The sequence below is a fragment of the Frigoribacterium sp. MCBA15_019 genome, from assembly GCF_001864945.1.
GTDB lineage: Bacteria > Actinomycetota > Actinomycetes > Actinomycetales > Microbacteriaceae > Frigoribacterium.
Genome location: NZ_MJGS01000001.1, coordinates 365,134 through 382,816 on the forward strand (window position 1 = coordinate 365,134; position 17,683 = coordinate 382,816).

Annotated in this window: 21 protein-coding genes; 13 read left to right on the forward strand and 8 right to left on the reverse strand. The window is 68.1% G+C overall.

What is annotated here, in order from left to right; translation table 11 throughout:
* Window positions 1-359 precede the first annotated feature (359 nt).
* The 3 genes from BIV04_RS01725 to BIV04_RS01730 form a co-directional block, all read right to left on the reverse strand.
* Window positions 360-746 carry a hypothetical protein gene (locus BIV04_RS01725; protein WP_071253591.1) on the reverse strand — a complete coding sequence of 129 codons (387 nt, stop codon included), beginning with the start codon at window positions 744-746 and terminating at the stop codon, window positions 360-362.
* A gap of 777 nt (window positions 747-1,523) precedes the next feature.
* Window positions 1,524-1,754 carry a hypothetical protein gene (locus BIV04_RS16630; protein WP_143048497.1) on the reverse strand — a complete coding sequence of 77 codons (231 nt, stop codon included), beginning with the start codon at window positions 1,752-1,754 and terminating at the stop codon, window positions 1,524-1,526.
* Window positions 1,755-1,794: 40 nt separating this feature from the next.
* Window positions 1,795-4,734, reverse strand: coding sequence for a hypothetical protein (locus BIV04_RS01730; protein WP_071253596.1), 2,940 nt, complete (start codon window positions 4,732-4,734; stop codon window positions 1,795-1,797).
* A 1,082-nt stretch (window positions 4,735-5,816) separates the two neighbouring features.
* Between BIV04_RS01730 and BIV04_RS16965 the strand changes: the two genes are divergently transcribed.
* The 4 genes from BIV04_RS16965 to BIV04_RS01740 all read left to right on the forward strand — a co-directional run bounded on the left by BIV04_RS16965 (window position 5,817) and on the right by BIV04_RS01740 (window position 7,301).
* Window positions 5,817-5,990 (forward strand): hypothetical protein, encoded by a 174-nt coding sequence (locus BIV04_RS16965; protein ID WP_177174739.1) that lies wholly within the window; start codon window positions 5,817-5,819, stop codon window positions 5,988-5,990.
* Window positions 5,991-6,384: 394 nt separating this feature from the next.
* Complete coding sequence (locus BIV04_RS01735) at window positions 6,385-6,630, forward strand: hypothetical protein (RefSeq protein WP_143048498.1); 246 nt, start codon at window positions 6,385-6,387, stop codon at window positions 6,628-6,630.
* A 46-nt stretch (window positions 6,631-6,676) separates the two neighbouring features.
* The gene (locus BIV04_RS16970; protein WP_177174740.1) at window positions 6,677-6,847 is read left to right on the forward strand and encodes a hypothetical protein; all 171 of its coding nucleotides are present in this window, start codon (window positions 6,677-6,679) and stop codon (window positions 6,845-6,847) included.
* 145 nt (window positions 6,848-6,992) lie between these two features.
* On the forward strand, window positions 6,993-7,301 hold the full coding sequence (locus BIV04_RS01740) for a hypothetical protein (protein WP_143048499.1): 309 nt from the start codon (window positions 6,993-6,995) through the stop codon (window positions 7,299-7,301).
* A 78-nt stretch (window positions 7,302-7,379) separates the two neighbouring features.
* On the opposite strand, the gene BIV04_RS01745 is transcribed toward BIV04_RS01740, so the two are convergent.
* Window positions 7,380-7,679, reverse strand: a complete 300-nt coding sequence (locus tag BIV04_RS01745; RefSeq protein ID WP_143048500.1) for a hypothetical protein — start codon at window positions 7,677-7,679, stop codon at window positions 7,380-7,382.
* Window positions 7,680-8,276: 597 nt separating this feature from the next.
* Here BIV04_RS01745 and BIV04_RS01750 point away from each other — a divergent pair.
* The 3 genes from BIV04_RS01750 (at window position 8,277) to BIV04_RS01760 (ending at window position 10,750) form a co-directional block, all read left to right on the forward strand.
* Window positions 8,277-9,065, forward strand: coding sequence for a hypothetical protein (locus BIV04_RS01750; protein ID WP_071253604.1), 789 nt, complete (start codon window positions 8,277-8,279; stop codon window positions 9,063-9,065).
* Window positions 9,062-9,793, forward strand: a complete 732-nt coding sequence (locus BIV04_RS01755) for a hypothetical protein (protein ID WP_071253611.1) — start codon at window positions 9,062-9,064, stop codon at window positions 9,791-9,793. The genes BIV04_RS01750 and BIV04_RS01755 overlap by 4 nt, the downstream gene beginning before the upstream one ends.
* 78 nt (window positions 9,794-9,871) lie before the next feature.
* A complete protein-coding gene (locus BIV04_RS01760; protein WP_071253613.1) occupies window positions 9,872-10,750 on the forward strand; it encodes a hypothetical protein in 879 nt (292 codons plus the stop codon).
* A gap of 22 nt (window positions 10,751-10,772) precedes the next feature.
* Here the strand turns inward: BIV04_RS01760 and BIV04_RS01765 are convergent, their stop codons facing one another.
* Both BIV04_RS01765 and BIV04_RS16635 read right to left on the reverse strand, forming a co-directional pair.
* Window positions 10,773-11,054 (reverse strand): hypothetical protein, encoded by a 282-nt coding sequence (locus BIV04_RS01765; protein WP_071253615.1) that lies wholly within the window; start codon window positions 11,052-11,054, stop codon window positions 10,773-10,775.
* The gene (locus tag BIV04_RS16635) at window positions 11,051-11,560 is read right to left on the reverse strand and encodes a hypothetical protein (RefSeq protein ID WP_143048501.1); all 510 of its coding nucleotides are present in this window, start codon (window positions 11,558-11,560) and stop codon (window positions 11,051-11,053) included. The genes BIV04_RS01765 and BIV04_RS16635 overlap by 4 nt, the downstream gene beginning before the upstream one ends.
* An 80-nt stretch (window positions 11,561-11,640) precedes the next feature.
* On the opposite strand from BIV04_RS16635, the gene BIV04_RS01775 reads away from it, so the two are divergent.
* A complete protein-coding gene (locus BIV04_RS01775; RefSeq protein WP_071253620.1) occupies window positions 11,641-12,651 on the forward strand; it encodes a GIY-YIG nuclease family protein in 1,011 nt (336 codons plus the stop codon).
* Between the two features lie 43 nt (window positions 12,652-12,694).
* Complete coding sequence (locus tag BIV04_RS01780) at window positions 12,695-12,973, forward strand: hypothetical protein (protein WP_071253621.1); 279 nt, start codon at window positions 12,695-12,697, stop codon at window positions 12,971-12,973.
* A 6-nt stretch (window positions 12,974-12,979) separates the two neighbouring features.
* On the opposite strand, the gene BIV04_RS01785 is transcribed toward BIV04_RS01780, so the two are convergent.
* Both BIV04_RS01785 and BIV04_RS01790 read right to left on the reverse strand, forming a co-directional pair.
* Window positions 12,980-13,924: a hypothetical protein gene (locus tag BIV04_RS01785; RefSeq protein ID WP_143048502.1), complete on the reverse strand. Its 945-nt coding sequence runs from the start codon at window positions 13,922-13,924 to the stop codon at window positions 12,980-12,982.
* 952 nt (window positions 13,925-14,876) lie between these two features.
* Entirely contained in the window at window positions 14,877-15,152 is a 276-nt protein-coding gene (locus BIV04_RS01790; protein ID WP_071253625.1) for a hypothetical protein, read from the reverse strand.
* 16 nt (window positions 15,153-15,168) lie between these two features.
* Between BIV04_RS01790 and BIV04_RS01795 the strand changes: the two genes are divergently transcribed.
* From BIV04_RS01795 to BIV04_RS01810, 4 genes are read left to right on the forward strand one after another with little or no spacing between them, the layout of a single operon-like run.
* A complete protein-coding gene (locus BIV04_RS01795; RefSeq protein ID WP_071253627.1) occupies window positions 15,169-15,810 on the forward strand; it encodes a hypothetical protein in 642 nt (213 codons plus the stop codon).
* Window positions 15,807-16,442, forward strand: a complete 636-nt coding sequence (locus tag BIV04_RS01800) for an RES family NAD+ phosphorylase (RefSeq protein WP_071253629.1) — start codon at window positions 15,807-15,809, stop codon at window positions 16,440-16,442. The genes BIV04_RS01795 and BIV04_RS01800 overlap by 4 nt, the downstream gene beginning before the upstream one ends.
* A 25-nt stretch (window positions 16,443-16,467) precedes the next feature.
* Complete coding sequence (locus tag BIV04_RS01805) at window positions 16,468-16,890, forward strand: hypothetical protein (RefSeq protein WP_071253630.1); 423 nt, start codon at window positions 16,468-16,470, stop codon at window positions 16,888-16,890.
* Window positions 16,887-17,282 carry a hypothetical protein gene (locus tag BIV04_RS01810; RefSeq protein ID WP_143048503.1) on the forward strand — a complete coding sequence of 132 codons (396 nt, stop codon included), beginning with the start codon at window positions 16,887-16,889 and terminating at the stop codon, window positions 17,280-17,282. Before BIV04_RS01805 ends, BIV04_RS01810 begins: the two co-directional genes overlap by 4 nt.
* Window positions 17,283-17,683: the final 401 nt, after the last annotated feature.

Consider the following 17,683-nt stretch of genomic DNA (forward strand, 5'->3'; position numbering starts at 1 on the left):
TGCCGCGACAACTTCTGCCAGCATCCACGCCATGGCCAGGCGTCCGCGGGCTCGTCGACCGGGTCGGTTCAGCTCGAGCCGGCTACCTGGTCGTTTAGCCCTATGCCAAGGGCGGAGTTGGGTATCGGTGGGCGCAGTTCACCGGTGGCAGACACACACCGCTCCTGGTCGAGGTGGGCTTCGACAGGGCGTGGGGATCGTCGCCCCGGCTGGCACACCGTCTGCCGAACCGGTTGTCGTGACAGATGCGAGATGAGCTTTCAGCCTTGAGACTTGCTTACCGGCCCAAGGTCCTTGTTCATGGACGATGCGGGGTCGAAACAAACATGCATCGCGGTGTCCAGACGAGGAAATGCGACCTAGACGTCTCCGTAGCATTCGGCAGGAGAACTTCGTACTGCGACCGTCGAGAGCCCTGCCGCCTCGAAGATGTCGGCCCTTGAAATCTTGCTCGATGCGAAGCGCCATCCCACCTCGGCGCTGATGCGAAGGAGGGCTCCGATGCGGGCCCGCGCATCTCGCTCGATGACCTCGCGCTCCATACGCGCTGTCTCTCGGTCGATGACGAAACATTGAAGCTGGTCGTGCACATGGTCCCACCGAACCGCCACGTCCGTGGTTCGACTGCTCGTCGTCTCTATGTAGGTGAGGGTGCCGAGTGGTGTTCCGCCCTTCATGCCGACGTCCACGGTCAGCAGAGACCAGCCTGTCGCAGCCCACATATCGTCCGCACCCCAGACGGCCATGCTGTCTCCAGTCGTGCCGAGGCTGCGAACGAAATGCTGTCCTTCTTGGAGAGCATCGCTCGCCATGTTCTCCCTCTCTTCACTAGTGATTGCCCGAAACGCGATCTTCGCCGATGGAGACGCCCCGTGCAATGTATCGCCGTGTCGGACAGCAGGCTGGTGGCCCCGGCGTCTGTCGGTCCGCGGCTAGCAGCCCGCCAAGAGCCCTGGGAGGAGCGCTGCGCTGCGGCGCATATGGTCACCCTCCTACGGCAGAGTTCGGTTGCCGCTCCGACAGCCGATCGGTGCTCACACGCGAGCGTCAAGCCTTGTAGGCAGGTGCTATCTAGCTACGTCTCGCCTGCAAACGCGCACCTAGCGCGCCGATGCCACCGTTCCGACACGGACGGGCTCAGCAGCGCTCTGCTTACGGGCTAGTTAGCATCCAGATGCTGGATAGCACCCAGATGCTAGCTAGCATCCAGATGCTAGCTAGCACCCAGATGCTAGCCAGCATCGGGACCGGAGCCCCAAGCCGCTCGCTCGCAAGTGATCGTCTACGGCTCGTCGAGAGTCTCCTAGCTTGCTACGTCTCGCCTGCAAACACGGACCGATAGCGCCGATGCCACCGTTCCGACAGCGACGGGCTCAGCAGCGCTCTGCATACGGGCTAGCTAGCATCCGGATGCTAGCTAGCACCCAGATGCTAGCTAGCATCGGGAGCGGTGCCCCAAGCCGCTCGCTCGCAAGTGACCATCTGCGGCCCGACGAGAGACACAGACGGAGTTGTATGCAAGGTCACTCTGGATCGAAGGCGAGGCTCCAGTCGTAGTGCGTCGATGCATCTGCGAAGGCAGCGAACACGGCGCCCCCGGTCGCGTTCGCTGCGCGTGCGTAGGTGTCGTAGCTGCGGCGGTCGTTCGGGCCCCGGTACTCAGACGCTTCGAGGGCGAGGCGGACTTCGGGTCGGCTGTGAATCGCCGCGTCAAATCGGCCGGCTTGGTCTCGTGACTGCTTGTTGGTTGTCATGCGCCCTACGTGTGCGGCGCATTTCTTGCCGTTGCGTCTGTCAGTGTTCGACCTGCTGCATCTCTTCTCCGAGGACCGTCTGGAGGGTGAGCGGAATCCCGCGGTCGGTCTTCCCCGGGCGCAGCTTGATGTTCCAGCTGGTGACGTTGATGCCCGGGTACCAGTACCCCTCGCTTCCCAGCTGACCGAGCGTTCCCCTCGCGGTGGAACCGTGGGGGAAGGTGTCGCGGAAGGTGGACTTGAGGACTTCGAAGGCGGCGTTGTGGTCGATGTAGACCAGGTCGTTCGGGCCGCCTTTCCGACGACGGGTGAGGATGCCGATGCGGATGCCGAGGGGGCGGAGCTTGCCGTTGGCGTCGGCGCTCCATCCGAGGGCCCGGTTGGCTGCGTCGGACCCGTTGGGCAGGGGCTTGTCTCCGGGGGTGTCCTCGAGTTCGAGGTGAGCCTTGCCCTGGCGGAACACGGAGATGATGCTCTCGAGCGCGATGGCCCCGGGGCTCTGTTCGGCCATCTCTGCCAGCGACTGGGTGCCGACGCTGATGACACCATCGACGAAGCTGCCTGGGGTCCCCGGGGCCAGGAGCTCCAGCATGCGGGTGTGTCCGACTCGTTCGGCGAGCTGGCGAAGCGGCACGAGGCCCAGGAGCAGGTCCGCGGTCATCTCCACGTGACGCTCCGGTGACTTGTCCCCGAGCTTGAGCGTGGCCGTTCGGCGCCGCACGGCTACCTTCGCCTCCGTCCGCGCGACTTCGAGCTCCGCGACAAGTCCGGCCCATCCGAGTTCCGACGCGCGCCGCTGCATCATCTGCACAGCTGCCACGAGGAGGCGGGGTGCAGCCAGGTTCTTGTCTCGGAACTCGTCCATCGCGTCGACGGCGGGCGAGTTGAGGCTGCCGACGTCGAAGTTGAGAACGAGCGTCCGGTCACGCACGGACGCAACCGTGGCCGGGTTCTCCGCTGTGACGATGAGCAGCGCCTGGGGGGTGAAGGTCTGCTGCGCTTTGAGGTCGTAACTCGAACGGCGCTTGGCGGTTTGGTTGTGGACGTTGCGGATGATGTCGCCTGCGGCGGCCTGCTGCCGGGTGCTTTCCTGCGGGCTGGCAGAGGGGGCGAGGTCATCGAGCACCCAGATAGGAGCGTGTGCGAGGGCGAGTTCGGTCGCAGTCAAGGTGTCGGTGAGGTTGCCGGGGAGGTGCTTCCCGGTCCAGGTCTTGCGTGCCTGGTGGAAGCCCATGATGTGGGATGCCGTCCAGCTCTTCCCCGTGCCGGATGGCCCCTGGGCGTAGAGGACCACCGTGGTGGGGAGGGGGTTCGAGGAGCGGAGCCCGGCGGCGAGGACCGTGCCGGCGGTGCCTTTGTCCGTCCAGGGCGCGAGGTCGATGTAGTGCTCGATGAGTGAGTCCATGTCTTCGCGAACGCGGGCAGTCCAGGTGTCGCTGAAGGGGGCGCTGTCGGCCTCGGGCAGGGTGAAGTGGCTGGCGCCGTTGAGGCGGTCCTCGGTGACGCCCGAGAGGACTCGGGCGGCGTCTACGGGCCGGTGCGTGATGACGGTCTGGCCGGAGATGTAGGAGCAGACGTCCGTGCCGGGCGTGGGGACCCAGCCCATGGCGGTCCATCGCGTCGCTTGGGTGCAGCTCGCGGCGTCGTTGGCTTTGACGGCTGAGAGCCACTCCCGTCCATGCTTGACGGGCGGCCACTCGGGGTGCTGTAGGAGGCCCAGCGCCTTGGAGAACGTGGCGTGACCGTCTGCATCCCATCGGTTCGGCGGGTAGTTCAGCACCTTCAGGGGCCCAGTTACGTACTCGACGCGGGGGCTCCCGTCGGCAGAGAGCCAGGAGGCTTCGATGGTCACGCGGCTGTTGTCGCCGACCTCGTTAGCCGGGTCCAGGATTCCCGTCTCGCGCTCGAGATAGGTCGGGGCACGATAGGTCTCCGTTTTGACCACCCTGCCGCCGATGCGGGTCTCCGTCTCCCATCGACGCGCTCCAGGCCGACCGTACGCGTCGATGGGGTCCTCGACGAGCACTTCGACGCTGTAGCCGTCGTCGGCGACCAGGCGGGTGCCGATGGTCATCGCGGTCCGGGGACGCATCGGCTGAGGAGGGAAAGCGGCCGTGGTGTCGTTGCGAAGCTGCGTCCATCCCACCGTCAAGAGGTCGCCCAGAACGGTGTGGTCTGTGACTCCTGCGCCAGGCCCGGCGTTCAGGTTCTCGGGGTTCATGCCGGCTGCGCCGATGGTGCCCCGGAGCGTGTTTCGCGCGTGCCAGGTCGCCCAGTCGTCACCGCGGTCGCTCTCCAGTCCGATGATGACGGGGCGGGAGGGCTCCGCGAAGCGGTCCCAGACGTGCGTCTGCGACAGGTTGGTCCCGGCGGGGACCGTTAGCACGAGAACTAGGTCGTCTCGAGGCACGTGCTCTGTGATGAGGTCGCGCAGGCGGTCTCGAGCAGCGTGGACGGTCTCATCGGCCGTGACTTCGAGCTCGTGGCGGTGGACACCGGCGTGAAGGAGCTGGGCGGTCAGGATGGCGTCGCTGGTCAGAATGCCGGAGACGACGAGGATGGGCGTTCCAGTCAAGGCGTGCTCCGGGAGCGCAGGGTGGCAGTCGAGGTCGACGGCATTCCCGGCGAGGAACAGGGGCGGCATCTCGTAGCGCGCAGCATCCGTCAGTCCGAACAGACACGACGGCATCGGTGGGCGGCCGTCCCGTGCGGCGTCAGCGACGGCGACTGCGAAGAAGGCAGGAACGACGAGCAGGTCGTCGGTTCGCAGCCGCGCGCTCATCTGCTGGTACCGGTGAGAGTTCGCGTTGCCGACCCTCTCTTCGCGGGCGAACCTCTTCGCTTCGCGCTCGGTGACGGCCCGGTAGCCGCGAGCACGAGCGACGAGGGGCGCTACGTGGGCTGCGATAGAGGAGGTCGAGGCCGTGAGCCAGGAGTGGGCATCGGCGGCCCAGGAGTGGATGAAGGGTGAGGTGGTCATGCCTCCTCTGTGCGGGCTCGATGAGGACGGCTGGGACGTGCTTCGGCTGAACCACGGGTAACCAACGCTCCCAGACGCCTCTGGGAGACAAGACCCTTGATTTCCAGGGGATCTGAGGCCCCTTTACCTACTAATAACCAAAAAACCAAGATTTAGTTATGGATAGATAGATAGGGGGTTCGGGCCTTGCTTCCCCTCCTCCCTCCCCCAAGTCCCCCTCCCTAGGTATGTGCTCTGGAGTGGTTTTCTGGTGTTTTGGTTACGACTCAAGGAAATCCCTGTTCAAGAGGCATTTTTGTCAGCTCTAAGCCCGAGATGAGTCCTGGGAGGCTTGGTTAGAGCGCCTCATCGGCAGGAAGTAAAGACCTCCTGATGGGACGAGCTCCTCTTCCATCTCAGCCTTGTGCGACCGGACGCCTAAGAAAGTGAGTTCGCGACGTTCATCGACTTCAGGCCGCGCCAATGTCGCAAAGCCTGGCCACGGTCAAATCGTCCCGAGTCCCATCCGGGTGTACGGCAACCCACTTCCCGGTGGCTGCGCAGGCCGTGTCTACTTCGTGGTCGTGACTTCAAGGCGTGGCGTTTTACCGGTGATTTCCCCGTTTATCACCACAATCACGTCACGCTCAGGTTGTCTCGACAACGTGGAGAGAGGGCGCCCACCGGCGCCAGTTCCCCAGCCCTCACATGAACCGCCTTCGAGGGGCGAACGGATCGATCTCAGTTGAAAGCACTAAGCGAAGGGACACGCTCATGCGTGAGGACCGAGCACCAGGGGCCAGCGGCCTGCCGCCGATGATCGAGCAGCAAGTCACACCGGCCGCCAGACATTGGGTAGCCCTTCGAGTCCGAGCTGGCGCCACCCAAAAGCCTTGGCTCGAGATGACCGAGCAGGAACGTCAACAAGTTGAAAGCATCGTGAGCCAAGTCTTCTACGCTCAAGCACTGGCGCTTGAGGATACGTTCGACGGCCCTGATGCGGCCCGCGCCAACCCCGCCTAGGCCCAGAGACGGCCGTCTGACTCCACGCCTACCGCCACAACTTGCCACCCCTGATCCCGACAATCGGAAGGCCTCCCTTGGTGTTCGCCATTACCCTGCTCGTCCTTGGTCTCGTCGGCATCGTCGGCGGAGTCATCATCGTGCGGCGACGGGACGGTGGCACTGCTGGACCAGGAGTCGTGATCGTCATCCTGGGCACCGTGGCGGCCGCGCTGGCTATCGCGCTCATAACGATCCCCGGCGTCCCCGTCTGACACCGCCTACCGCCTCGCTAGCCGTGCCATGCATGACGACCGAGCTGTGGCGCTGCTCCTTGAATAGTCGGAGCGCACGGGGGCGACGGTCGCATGTCCGTTAGCCAGACCGCGCACTTACCCGGCGCACGTCCTTCGCGGTAGCGAGGTCGAGCGGTCGTTCGTGGTTCATGCGTTCCTAAGCCACCGGCCCGGCATTCCTCTTTGCCCGGTACCAGAACGCTAAGCGCCGTCACGTCCAGGCGGCCGTCTGCCTGAACGCCATGGCGGCCTCCCGCGGGGCCACCAAGGAGACACCGCCTTGGGGCCTGCCCGCCCATGGGTTGGGGCCTCAATCCTCCCCCGCCCCTGCTGCTCGCGCCGCACGCCTAGGGCTCGTCCTACGCTGACGACCATGAATCTGGACCGACTCATTGCGGGTACTGAGGCGGCAATGGCGGAAGCGGCTTCGAGTCGTTTCCCGGAGCCCTACCTGGTCGCGGCGCGCCGCATGCTGCTTTTGGCCCGCGAGGCAACGGACAATGAGGTGCGTGCTCAGCGGCTTGCTCCCCTGGCTCAGCAGATCTCTGACTCCTGGCCGCACGACTCGACGCTGGGGATGGAGATTTTGACCTACGTGCAAGGCCTCAGGTCGTCGTAGGCAAGACCTGCGCCGGGGCCCCGCCGAACCATGTCAGGATCAGCTCGTGGGCATCTCCGTCGTCATGATGATCCTGGCGTTCGTAGGGATCGTCGTCAGCATCAGGCACATGCGGGACCTCAAGGCGGGCAGCATCGTCCTGGGGCTCGTCTCCGCGGTCGTGTGCTTGGCGATGTTGCTGATCGGTGCGGCTGCCTTCGCCTGGGCGAGCTCCTAGCCGGCTCGCTACCCGCACCGCTCACCGACCCGCTCTCCGCTGCCCGCCCCGACACCGTTTGGAGCCGCCCGTGAAACGTCACCGCTTGACCGCCGTCGTCGCCCTCGCGGCCGCCCTGTCCCTGTCGGCCTGCGCGACACCGGGCGTGAACGACCTCTACATGCCGCCTGTGCCTGACGAACCGGGTGCGGAGCCCTCGGGCGACTACCTCGAAGTCGACCTCGAGGGTGACGCAGCGCAGGCGTTCCTCAGCGACCACGACCTGAGCGGGCTGGACACGTTCGAGGCTCAACGGCTCGTCGAGGAGGCTGGCTTCGCCGTGAGGTTTGACCCCGGAGATGGGAACGCCTCGTCGGGGGCGCCGAACTCCTCGCGCGTGGTCGCCGCCTACGTCCTCACGCAGGAGTCGTACCCGCCGTCTCACTTCATTGTCCTCGTGACCGCCCGCACGTAGAGACTCGCCACCCGCACCACCCACCGTCCCCGCGGTGACCGTCGTGCCTGACGACCGTCTGACTTTCCGCCGCCCCAGCTAGTCAGCAACCTGGAAGGTGGCGCCTGGGCTCGCGCAGCTGCCGCTGTCGGCGCAGTTGCTCGTGTCCCAGTCGGCGACACCGGCGTATGCCTCGCCCGTTGGGAAGTCCCGCGGCAACGTCAGCTCAAACCGGAACAGACCGTCGAAGGTGTCCACTGTGGTCACCGAGTAGACCGGATCACCGTCGCCGACGTGCCCCACTTCGACTGTCCACCCATTCGCCGGCGGTGCCGTCTCGCAGATGTCCTCCGACGACAGCGTGACGGTCTCCCCTGGTGCAGCGCTCTTCGGGCTCACTTCTACACGAGGGACGCAAGCCCCTGGGGCTGACCCTCCGCCGGTAGCGCATCCCACGGTGCCGGCGAGAAGGACGATTGCCAGGGCTGCGGCCAAAAGCGTCCTGGCTTGCATGGCTTCAAGCTAGAGGCGCACGTCGCGCCGGGCAAGCGTCTCGCTACCAGCATCGCTCCGACGCCTCGCTCCTCGTCCCCGCGGCAACCACCTCGCCTGACGACCCGCGTGTGACATGGCGGAGCCATGTCTGAGCGCGGAGATGCTGGTCGTTCGAAGCCGGGACTGTGTGTCCTGCTGGTCGCCGCTGCTGCGGTGGTCGTGGCCGCGGCTGTCTTGCTGATCGGAGATCTGACGCGTGTGCCGACGTGGTTCACGCTCGCGGGCGGCCTCATCACTGTCTATCTCGCGGTGACCTACCTTCGACAGTCGTCCGACCGTCGCTGAGGTCAGTTCACCGGCAGGAGGTCGTGCTGGCCTGTGCCGCGCATGACTTCGCCATGCCTGACCTCGCCATCCCGACCGTCTCTGTCATGAACGCGCCGTCCACCTTATGGCGCCGGCTCGAGGTGAACATATACGAGCTCCGGCCGGGGTCCCCCGATGCTGCTTGTTCATCACCGCCGGCGGAAGGCCCGCGCGATCGCCACTGGCTCCGCCATCCCCACAGCACCCATCGAGCCCCGCAGCTCCTGGTACCCCTGGGCGGTCCTGCTGTCCTTCGGGGCCCTGTCCATCTGGATCAACTCACTGCACGCCACCGCGCGCACCCCGGAGACGTGGGAGCTGCAGCTCATCGGCGCCGTGCCCCCGCTCGGCCTGCTGCTGTCCACGCACCTCCTCGTCCTCATCCTGCACAAGGCCAGCCAGACCACCGGCTCGCTCCCCATCCCGGTGACCGTCCCGCTCCTCGAGGAGCAGCCGCCTGACGAGGCGGAGGGCGTCTCGGTGGACGAACCGGCCGAGGTGCCCGTGACGGAGGCCGTGGCCGTGGCGGCGCCGGCTCCTGCTGTCGAGCCGGTCGCGGTGCCGAGCCCCGTCGACGTGCCCGTGGCTCCTCCGGCTGCTCCGCCGGTGGCCCAAGTGGCCGCCGCTCTCGAGCGCACCCCTGAGGCTCCGTCCGCCCCGGACGTGCCCGCGGCCTCAGCTCCTACCCCGGCAGCGCCCGCGGCGGTCACCCCCGCTGCCGCTCCCCCGCGCGCCCGGACAGCGCCGGCTGCGAAGCGCGCTCCGGCCCTGACCCGGGACGAGGCGTACGGCCGCTACGTGGCCGAGCTCGAAGCGGGCCGACCCGTCACATCCGACGACATCGCGTCGTGGATGCACCTGTCCCCTGTCCGAAGCACCAAGACCCTCGAGCAGTTTGCTGCTCAGGTGAGAGAGGCTGCATGAACTCCCCCGCAACCCTGACCCGCACCCGCCCGTACGACACTGCCGGCGGCTGGAACGAGCGCCGTGTGCACGCCGACGGAGTCTCCTACTGGCGAGACGGCGAACTGCACCGCGCCGACGGTGACGCCGTCATCCGCGACGACCACCGTGAGGCCTGGCTCTTCGGCGTGCAGCTCGAGACACCGGACCACGACCTCCGCGACCCGCTCAGCTTCGCCGGACAGACGAAGTCCGGCCGGCTCATCTGGCACGACCAGCGGGGTGCCATCCGAGCGACGACCGTGATCAACGCCGCCGGCGTCTCCGAGACCCGGTGGTTCGACGCCGACGGCGAGCCGGAGGAGCACTGGCGCGGGAACTACCACGTGCGCCGTGTCCTCGGCACGGGTGAGGTCCGCTACTACAAGCAGCCCGAAGGCTCGAAGCCGATCCTCCACCGCGTCGACGGGCCCGCGGTCGAAGACGCAGCCAACGTCGTCCGCTCCGTCTGGTGCGTCGATGGCGCTCGTGTCGAGGGCCCGCTCGAGCTCCTCATCAAGCACACCGTCCGAGCGGAACAGGCCATGCAGCACGGCCGGCCGATCGTCCGGCTCCCGCTGACCGACGCTCAGAAGGGGCGCCTCCGCATCACGGTCATCAGCCACCCCGACACGGACCTCGCCTCTGACATCGCCATCGCGTTCCCCGACGAGTACCACGCTGCACTGCAGGCCATCCAGGAGGTCTAGGCCGGCGGTCGCCGCGGGCATGATGGACGAGTGACCTACCCCAGCAACGGGCTCACCTCCGCAGGAGGATTTCCTGTCGTGACCAGTGCCCTCATCCTCCCCACGTTCTTCGCCGGTGGCGACGATGCCCCTCCCGAGAGTCAGCGCCTGCGTTGGGAGACATCGCGTCAGTGGCAGCATTCCGGCCGGCGGTGGGAGATGGCGGAGATACATGCTGTGCGCGCCGGCGTGACCCGCGGGCGAATGACTGAGCTTGTCGGGCGCATGGCCGCTGCCGGTGAGGAGCTCGGGCTCGCGTGCACAGCCGCCCTCGAAGCGAGTCGTTGGCGCGCCCGCTGGGAGGAAGAGCGCGCCCACATGGCTGCCCGGGCGATGGCTGACCTCACTGCGCACTACTGCTTGCTCGTCGGGCACGGTCTCGTAAACATGACTGCACGCCTCATGCACCTCCGCGGTGAGACTCCGTACGCGCGTGCGTCGGACGGCTACGCGGCCGCAGTCGTGAGCCCGCCCTTCACCGAGCACGGTGCCTGGCTGGCCATGAACAAGGCCAGCGTGAAGGAGCTGCGAAAAGACGCGGCGGCCACAGGCACGCCCGAGCTCATTGAGCTCGCCGCCCTCCTCGTCACGCTCGAGCAGAACGAGACCTGGCGTGAGGTCGTCGGGCGCAGGAACACCGAGTTCCACCGCATGCGACCGCAGACCATCGACGGTGGGGTGCCGCAGGTCAACCCATGGGTGCTGTACAGCGAAGAGACCGAGGAGCACGAAGCCGTTTGGCAGATGGACTTCGGCAATCCCCTGAACCCGTTCACACCCGATGTGGCTCAGCTCGTCGACGAGTCTGAGGTCGCGCTCGAGGCGCTCGTCGGCACCATGGTGCAATGGGAGAGGGGGTGGCAGCGCTCGCTCGTCGCTCTCAACGTCACGCAGACGCCGGAGCAAGCTGGGAAGTGACGATGTGCGGCTTGAGCTACTCCTAAGGCATCACCGCGGCGACGCACGCCGTGCACAGGCGGAAGCTCGCGTGGGACCGCTCGACCATGCCGGGGATGTCCTCGAGGGTGACCTCGCTTGTGTCCCAGGCCACGGTGGCGCCGCAGGCGGCGGGCCCGTCGGCGCCGCCACCGCGGAACATGCCCTGGTCGGTCAACTGACGGACGTGATGCGGGGAAGTGCCGGTGGCGGTCACCCGCTCACAGAGGGCGTCGCGGGGGCCGGCTGGCGCGGCCGTGGCGAGCTTGCTGGGCAGCTTCTTCATCGTGCGTCGACCTCCACGACGGAGAGGCTGCGGCCTTCGGCCCGCAGGTGATCGAACTCCGCCACCGCCTTGAGTGCCAGTTCCTGCCTCGTCGACCAGCGGGCGACGGCGTAGCTGCCGAGGTCGGCGATGCCAGCGCGGACGGAGTCGAGGAGGGTCCGTGCCTCGGCGCGTTCGGCCGTATAGGTGTCGATGCGGCGACGGGCGATGGCGAGGACTTCCTGGCGGCCGTCGACGGTCTCGCGGTCGTACTTGCCGTCGCCGGCCGGGACGAGGTTCTCGGTGATGGCTCCGAGTTGGTCCAGGTGCAGACGTTGTGCGGGTCCTTCTGCCGGAGCTCGAGGTGCGGCGCCATGGCGACCTCGGCAGCCTGGGCGATGATGCGGATGTCGGTGATGTCCAGGCCGTTGGCCATGTGCTTCCTCCGGGGTCGGGCTTCCAAGCGGGCCATGCGCGGCGGTCGTGCCCAGCCCCGCAGGGTGGGTACCGTCAGGGTCATGACTCATCAGTCGACGTCGGTACGAACGGGATCTGGGGATGCGGCCGTCAGGTCACTTTCGTGCGCACCCGAACGCCAAGGGCTCCGGTGAAGCCGGCGGACGCGCGGCGGGCCCGCAACGCAACGCCCCTCGCGGAGCACTTCGGCGAGACCCTCACCCGGTCGAAATTCGGGCACAGAATGACCCGAGCCATGTACGGCTACCCCAGCCGTGTCCCGCATAGCCGCGTTCGTCGCGAGTCTGTCAGCGACGAGTTCTGGGAAGGGGTGGCCTGGGCCTACAGAGACGATGAGCACCGGCGCCACTCCGACCTCTACCTGCTAGTCCAGCGAGATGAGGCCCTTCGGAACTACGACCTCTCGATGACCTACTTCGAGGCTCTCCGCACCAAGGAGTTCGAGGAAGCTCTGCAACGCGTCCTGGCGTCCGCGCCCAGCCTTCAACAGGTCGACGCCTTGCCCAATTGGCACGAAGCTGAGGGCGTGTACGTCATGGTCTTCGACGACATCAAGCAGTTCTACGTCGGTCGCGCAAGTGACATCCGGCGTCGCATCAGGAGCCACTGGTCAGGGCGGAAGAGCTTCGACCGGCTGGTGTGGGGCAGCATCTACAGTTCCATCCTCCCGGTCGATGAGCTCCGCGCCCTCGACAACACCCGCATCTTCGCCGTCAAGCGACGCAGGCACGATCTGCTCGAGGCACAAGTGGAAGCGGCGGGCGACCAGGTGTACATGCTGAACCGGATACGCGGCGGTGCCCTCAGCCCCATCGAACTTCTGCTGGCGGCCGGCAGCCCACGGCACCGGCCCCACCATATGACTGCAAGAGGGGCAACACCTGGGGACCTGAACGCCGTCGAACAAGACGTCGACCAGCGCATCACCGACTCTCGAGCGGATGGTGCCGAAGCCGTCGCGGCAAGCCTCAGCACGCTAGACATGTCGATCCGGTCCGGGGTCCGCCCCGACGGCTCCCTTTTTCTGTGGTCAGCACGTGACTTCATCGCCGACGCCGCACGCCGGAGCACGCTGACCATCCCCGAGTACTCAGCGTTCCTGGCCCGAATGGGCGAAACCATCGTCTGGCCCGAGGAGTAGCTACGGCCGCCCGCGGACACCGCATGCCCCCTACGATGACGCCATGGGCGAGGGCGAACAACCGGGTGACGGTGTCGACCTGGCGCAGCAGTCGCAGATCCGCGCTGTCGGTGATGTCGAGGTGACGCTGCTCTCGACCGGCGAAGGCCGGTGGGAGGTCGCCACCGGGTCCACGCCGATCGGCCGGCTGATGGAGCTGCCCGGGTCGCTCGACGAGCCGTGGCGCCACTTCACCGTGCGGACACCAGCCGGCGACGGCGAGGGCGTCACAGACGACTGGCGGGCCGCGGTTGGCTACCTGCTGCGGGTCGCGAACAGCTGACGGACCTCAGCAGGGCATCGTTCCGCCCATGCCGTTGCTAGTCAAACAGGCTCCCCCGTTGCCACCGAGCCCGATGCCACCGCCACCACCGGGGCCCACGGTGCCGCCGCCACCACCCGGACGCGGAGCAGGGGCCGGCGCGGGAGCCGGACGGTTGGCGGGGGCCGGCGCGCTCTTCGGCGCGGGGCCTGAGCCGGAGCTGCGTGGCACGGAGGGTGCGACTGCGGCCGCACGCTGGTTCGCGGCAACACGAGCGGCCTCAGCTTCAGCTGCCACGCGGGCAGCCTCGGCTTCCGCGGCCAGGCGTGCAGCTTCCGCCTCCGCGGCGATGCGCGCGGCCTCGACCTCGGCGGCGACGCGCGTGCGCTCCTCGCCCTGGAAGACCGTGAAGTCGTCCGTCAGGGCGGCGACGTTCGCGTCGAGCGTCTTGGCGTCGGCGGTGACCTTCTTTGTCGCGGCCTCGATGGTCGCGGCCTGGTCGCGCTCCTCGCACGTGCTGGCGGCCTTGGCCTTCGCGAGGCCCGTGCGCCCGTCCGTGACGGTGCTGATGAGGTCCGCGCCGCTGGGACGCGCGTCGACCGCGTCGACGGCGGCGACCGCCTCGACACCCTCGCTCGCTTCGACGGCGGGGACGGCCTCGACGGCCTCCGCGCCAGCGCGAGCGGCGTAGTCGGCGCTCGTCCAGCCCTCGTCGCCGGGGAGCGCGACGCTCTTCACGACCTCGAGCGCAGCGTCGGCCTGCTCGACCGACGTCGCGGCCGTCGTGGCGGCCGTCTTGCTGCCGGTCACGGCAAGCTCGCACTGGCGCGCGGTCTCCTCGGCGGCGTTGGCTGCGGTCACCGAAGTGATGGTGATGCCGCCGGCGACGACGAGCAGCGCCGCGAGGCCGATGGCGACGTGCTTCTTGCTCGGTCGTCGCGACGCGGTGGTGGTACTGAGGTCGTCAGCCATGGTCATCAACTCCTTCTGAGAATGTCGGGTCGTGGGGTGGGGCCGCCGGTCTGGCCGGCGATAGCTGGGCGTGGCACGTCAGCTGCGCGGGCGGCGGCCGGGGAGCATAGCCCGGACCTTCGCGCCGAGGCCCGCCCAGCCGTACTTCCGAGCCAGGACGAACGTCCCTGTGCCCGCGGCGACTACGGCTGCGGCGAGGGAGCTGATGACGACTGGCCACGGCGAGGGAGCTGCAGCTGCACCGTCGTTTGCTTTGGCGTCGTCGTCCCCGTCTGACACGTCGACGAGCCGGAGGACCGAGTCAGGCCCATCCGTCGAAGTTGGGGAGGGAGATGACGATGGGACAGCGCCCTCGCCTTGGTCCGTCGTCGTGGGGTCTGTCTCCGAGCTCGTGCCTGAGGTACCGCCAGCAGGGGCGCCGCCCGTCGGAGCCGCGCCGCCGCCGGAGGTCGTCTTCTGCCCGGTGGTGGGTGCCGTGCCGGTTGACGGGGCGTTGGGCGAGCCGGTGCCACCGCCGGGGGAAGGTGCGGCGGGTGCGGCGGGGGCTGCCGGTGCGGGTGCCGCGGGGGCGGGCGCTGCCGGCGCAGGGGCGGGGGCGGGCGCCGGGGCTGCTGGCGCCGGGGCCGGGGCCGGAGCTGGGGCGGGGGCGGGTGCTGGCGCGGTGATGACCGGTGCGGAGCATGAGACGCCGCCGGAGCTGTCGGTGATCGGGTAGGAACCCTCGGGGCAGGCAGCGTAAGCCGGTACCGCGACGGCGGCGGCGCCCACGGTGAGTGCAGCTGTGGTGAGGAGCGTCGCCAGGGCAGCGCGGATCGGTCGTTGCGTCGTCGTCATGCGGTAGTGCTCCCCCTGGTGCTGTGCGTGGGACGGCGGTCGGTGATCGTCGACAGGTGTCGTCCCACCGACCTGTCTACCGTGTGCGTGTGCCGTGGCGGCAGCCCCTCTGCGGGTGTCACGCGGCCAGGCGCGGCCGGTAGGTTGCCGGCCCCGGCTGCTTGGCGAGGAACTCCGCCGTCATCGGTCGGATGCGCACGATGTGCTCCGGGCGGGGCGGCGGGCCGAGGCGGTGACCGCACCGGCAGGAGACGTTTCCGGCTTTGAAGACCACGCCGATGGTGTGCCGCTCTATGCCGGTGGCGAGGGTGCGGAGCATCCGGAGGTCGGGGCGGGTCGCACCCGCGAAGGGCGAACGGTTCCGGCGGCGCTGGCGGGCGGTGGTCTTCGACATTAGGGGGACCGAACCCATGCGCGGCCAGAGCAGACTGTCGCAACTGACGCACGCCGCGGTATGCTTGACTGACGCAACTGACGATGGAGGAACGATGACAGGCATAGCCCCTGAGGCCCGCCTCGAGACCGAGCACGAGGTCGAGCCCGTTGCCGGAATCGCAGAGCGGGAGGAACTCCTCGCCGCCATCCGCGACCACCTCGAGGGCGTGGACCTCCGCCCCGTCATGGACGTCCTCGGCGGAGTCGATGCCATGGCCACACGGATGCTCGCCAGCGTCCCCGGCGCGAACGTCTACGACGATGCGCTTGGCCCGTTCTATGACACGACCAGCCTCGGGCGCTGGAAGGGCATCCGCCGTCAGTCGATCGACGGCCAGGTCCGCCGCGGAGACGTGCTCTGCGTGACGACGTCCGACGGCCACCGTCTCTACCCGTCGTTCCAGTTCGACGGCCCCGACGGCACGCCGCTTCCGGACCTTGCCCGTGTCCTCGCCGTCCTCGACCCGCGTCGCGCCGACGTGTGGGGCGACGCCATCTGGGTGCGGGAGCCGCGCCCTGAGCTCGGCGACCGCTCCCCCGCGCAAGCCCTGCGGGACGGCGACGTCGACGACGTCATAGCACTCGCGCGCCAGGCCGGCGCACTGCTGGCGTCGTGACGAGTCGCACCACACTCGCGCAGCAGCAGCCGCCGCAGCCAGGCCAGGACCTCACCAGCTTCCCCGCCGTCGACGGCCCCGCTGCGCGACAGTGGCGGGCGCTCTCCGTCCAGTTCGGGCCGTGGTTCTTCGGCACTACCGGCGCCGGCCGCTTCGACCTGCCCGACACCGGCGACGACGGCACCTGCTACTTCGCCGACGCGGTCGAGACTGCCGTGCGCGAGAGCCTCGGCCCGCGCCTGTCCGCTGACCAGACCGTCACGCCCGACCTGGCCGCGGCGTTCACCGTCTCCGCCATCGTTCCTCCCGAGCCGCGGCGGTACGCCGCCGTCTTCGACAAGGCAGCCGTCCGCCACGGCGTCACCCGAGAGCTGACGACGACCGTCCGCTACGACGTCACGAACGCCTGGGCCGACGCCTTCCGCCAGGCGGGCTTCGACGGCGTCCGGTACGCATCACGGTTCACGACCGAGGCAGCCGCGAACTCCTGGGCGCTGTTCGGACCGAAGGGCCCAGACGCATCACTCGCTGTCGTCGACGCCGAGCAGCTGACGGGCGCGGACGCCTGCGCCGCCGCGGGCATCACCGTCCTCGCGCCGCCGCCAGCAAAGCGCGCGCTGCGGATCATCTGAGCTCCAGCGAGAACAGGACCAGTCCATGACCGAGCGAGCCGATCGGCCCCTCAGAGATTCCATCGCCGAGACCCACTTCCTCCTCAGCGCGGCCCACGCCGAGAGCAGGTACTGGCTCGAGGGCATCATCCCTGACGAGCTCCGGTTCCGGCTCCCTCTCACCTCCTCGCTCGACAGCACGTGGCGGTACGCCAACGACGAGATGAAGGGCTACCCCCGCGCGAGATTCGTGGAGCTGTACGCAGACGTGCGCGAGCAAGGCGTGCTCCGGCCGGTCAACGCGGTGGAGGTTGAGGCCTTGCTCGAGGTGCGCGCACTCGGCTACGAGCAGCGAACGCCGATCGGGGAGATGGATGTCGTTGACACCCTTCGGCTTCGTGAGGCATACCCGGACTTCGATTCCCACCCCGTGCTCAACCGCAACTCGCCACCCACCTCTGGCCGATGACCATGGAGCATCACGCCCTGCCAGCTGGCATCGACGACGTCGCCTTCCGTTACTTCGAGCAGGAGCTCCTCAACTCCACGGCCGACCCCCGCATCCTCCGCGACCTCCCCGAGCACGTCCGATCAAGGCTGCCGATCCGAGCCAACCGGCACGAAGCGTGGGCCCGCGCTCGAGACGACTTCAAGGGCTACTCGCGCCAGCCCTTCACCGAGCTGTGGGACTGGCTCCGATCGATGGACGTGCTGCGGTCGCCGACGTCAGACGAGAGAGCGGTCATGGCCGAAGCCCGCGAGTTGACCGGATTGGATCTGCCGACCGGCAGTGACGTCGTCGAGCTCGAGCAGCTGCGCGTCGTGCTCCCCGACGTGCACGAGAAGCTCATGCGCCACTGACGCACATCGCTCTCCCCGGTGCGATGTCGCGCGCCACCCCGACGGCGGTCGCCGACCACCAGCCCCACCCCCGCGAGCACGACCCGTGCGAGCCCGGCGGTCGCCGAACCTGACGACCAACTGGCGACACCGATCTGACGAGTGGAGGCCATTAGATGAGAGGGCAGCCCGATTAGAAGAGAGGGTCGGTCGCTGGCGCTCCCTCCCCCGTTCCCCTTCACGAACATGACTCCGTCCACCGCGATGAGACACCCTTCTCGTCTGACCTCCTGACGCCACCACTTCGACACCGCGGCCCACCTCACCCGGCCATCCCGAGACCGCGACCCGCACGCACGATTCAGCCACCTCGACAACGACGCGGCACGCCTGGCGCTCCGCGCCGGCGCCGCACACCGCGC

Bases quoted from the DNA above. Each gene is read 5' to 3' on its own strand.
- BIV04_RS01725 (WP_071253591.1), bottom strand. From the start codon at position 746: ATGGCCGTCTGGGGTGCGGACGATATGTGGGCTGCGACAGGCTGGTCT.
- BIV04_RS16630 (WP_143048497.1), bottom strand. From the start codon at position 1,754: ATGACAACCAACAAGCAGTCACGAGACCAAGCCGGCCGATTTGACGCG.
- BIV04_RS01730 (WP_071253596.1), bottom strand. From the start codon at position 4,734: ATGACCACCTCACCCTTCATCCACTCCTGGGCCGCCGATGCCCACTCC.
- BIV04_RS01735 (WP_143048498.1), top strand. From the start codon at position 6,385: ATGAATCTGGACCGACTCATTGCGGGTACTGAGGCGGCAATGGCGGAA.
- BIV04_RS01750 (WP_071253604.1), top strand. From the start codon at position 8,277: ATGCTGCTTGTTCATCACCGCCGGCGGAAGGCCCGCGCGATCGCCACT.
- BIV04_RS01755 (WP_071253611.1), top strand. From the start codon at position 9,062: ATGAACTCCCCCGCAACCCTGACCCGCACCCGCCCGTACGACACTGCC.
- BIV04_RS01765 (WP_071253615.1), bottom strand. From the start codon at position 11,054: ATGAAGAAGCTGCCCAGCAAGCTCGCCACGGCCGCGCCAGCCGGCCCC.
- BIV04_RS16635 (WP_143048501.1), bottom strand. From the start codon at position 11,560: ATGAGTCATGACCCTGACGGTACCCACCCTGCGGGGCTGGGCACGACC.
- BIV04_RS01780 (WP_071253621.1), top strand. From the start codon at position 12,695: ATGGGCGAGGGCGAACAACCGGGTGACGGTGTCGACCTGGCGCAGCAG.
- BIV04_RS01785 (WP_143048502.1), bottom strand. From the start codon at position 13,924: ATGGCTGACGACCTCAGTACCACCACCGCGTCGCGACGACCGAGCAAG.
- BIV04_RS01790 (WP_071253625.1), bottom strand. From the start codon at position 15,152: ATGTCGAAGACCACCGCCCGCCAGCGCCGCCGGAACCGTTCGCCCTTC.
- BIV04_RS01795 (WP_071253627.1), top strand. From the start codon at position 15,169: ATGCGCGGCCAGAGCAGACTGTCGCAACTGACGCACGCCGCGGTATGC.
- BIV04_RS01805 (WP_071253630.1), top strand. From the start codon at position 16,468: ATGACCGAGCGAGCCGATCGGCCCCTCAGAGATTCCATCGCCGAGACC.
- BIV04_RS01810 (WP_143048503.1), top strand. From the start codon at position 16,887: ATGACCATGGAGCATCACGCCCTGCCAGCTGGCATCGACGACGTCGCC.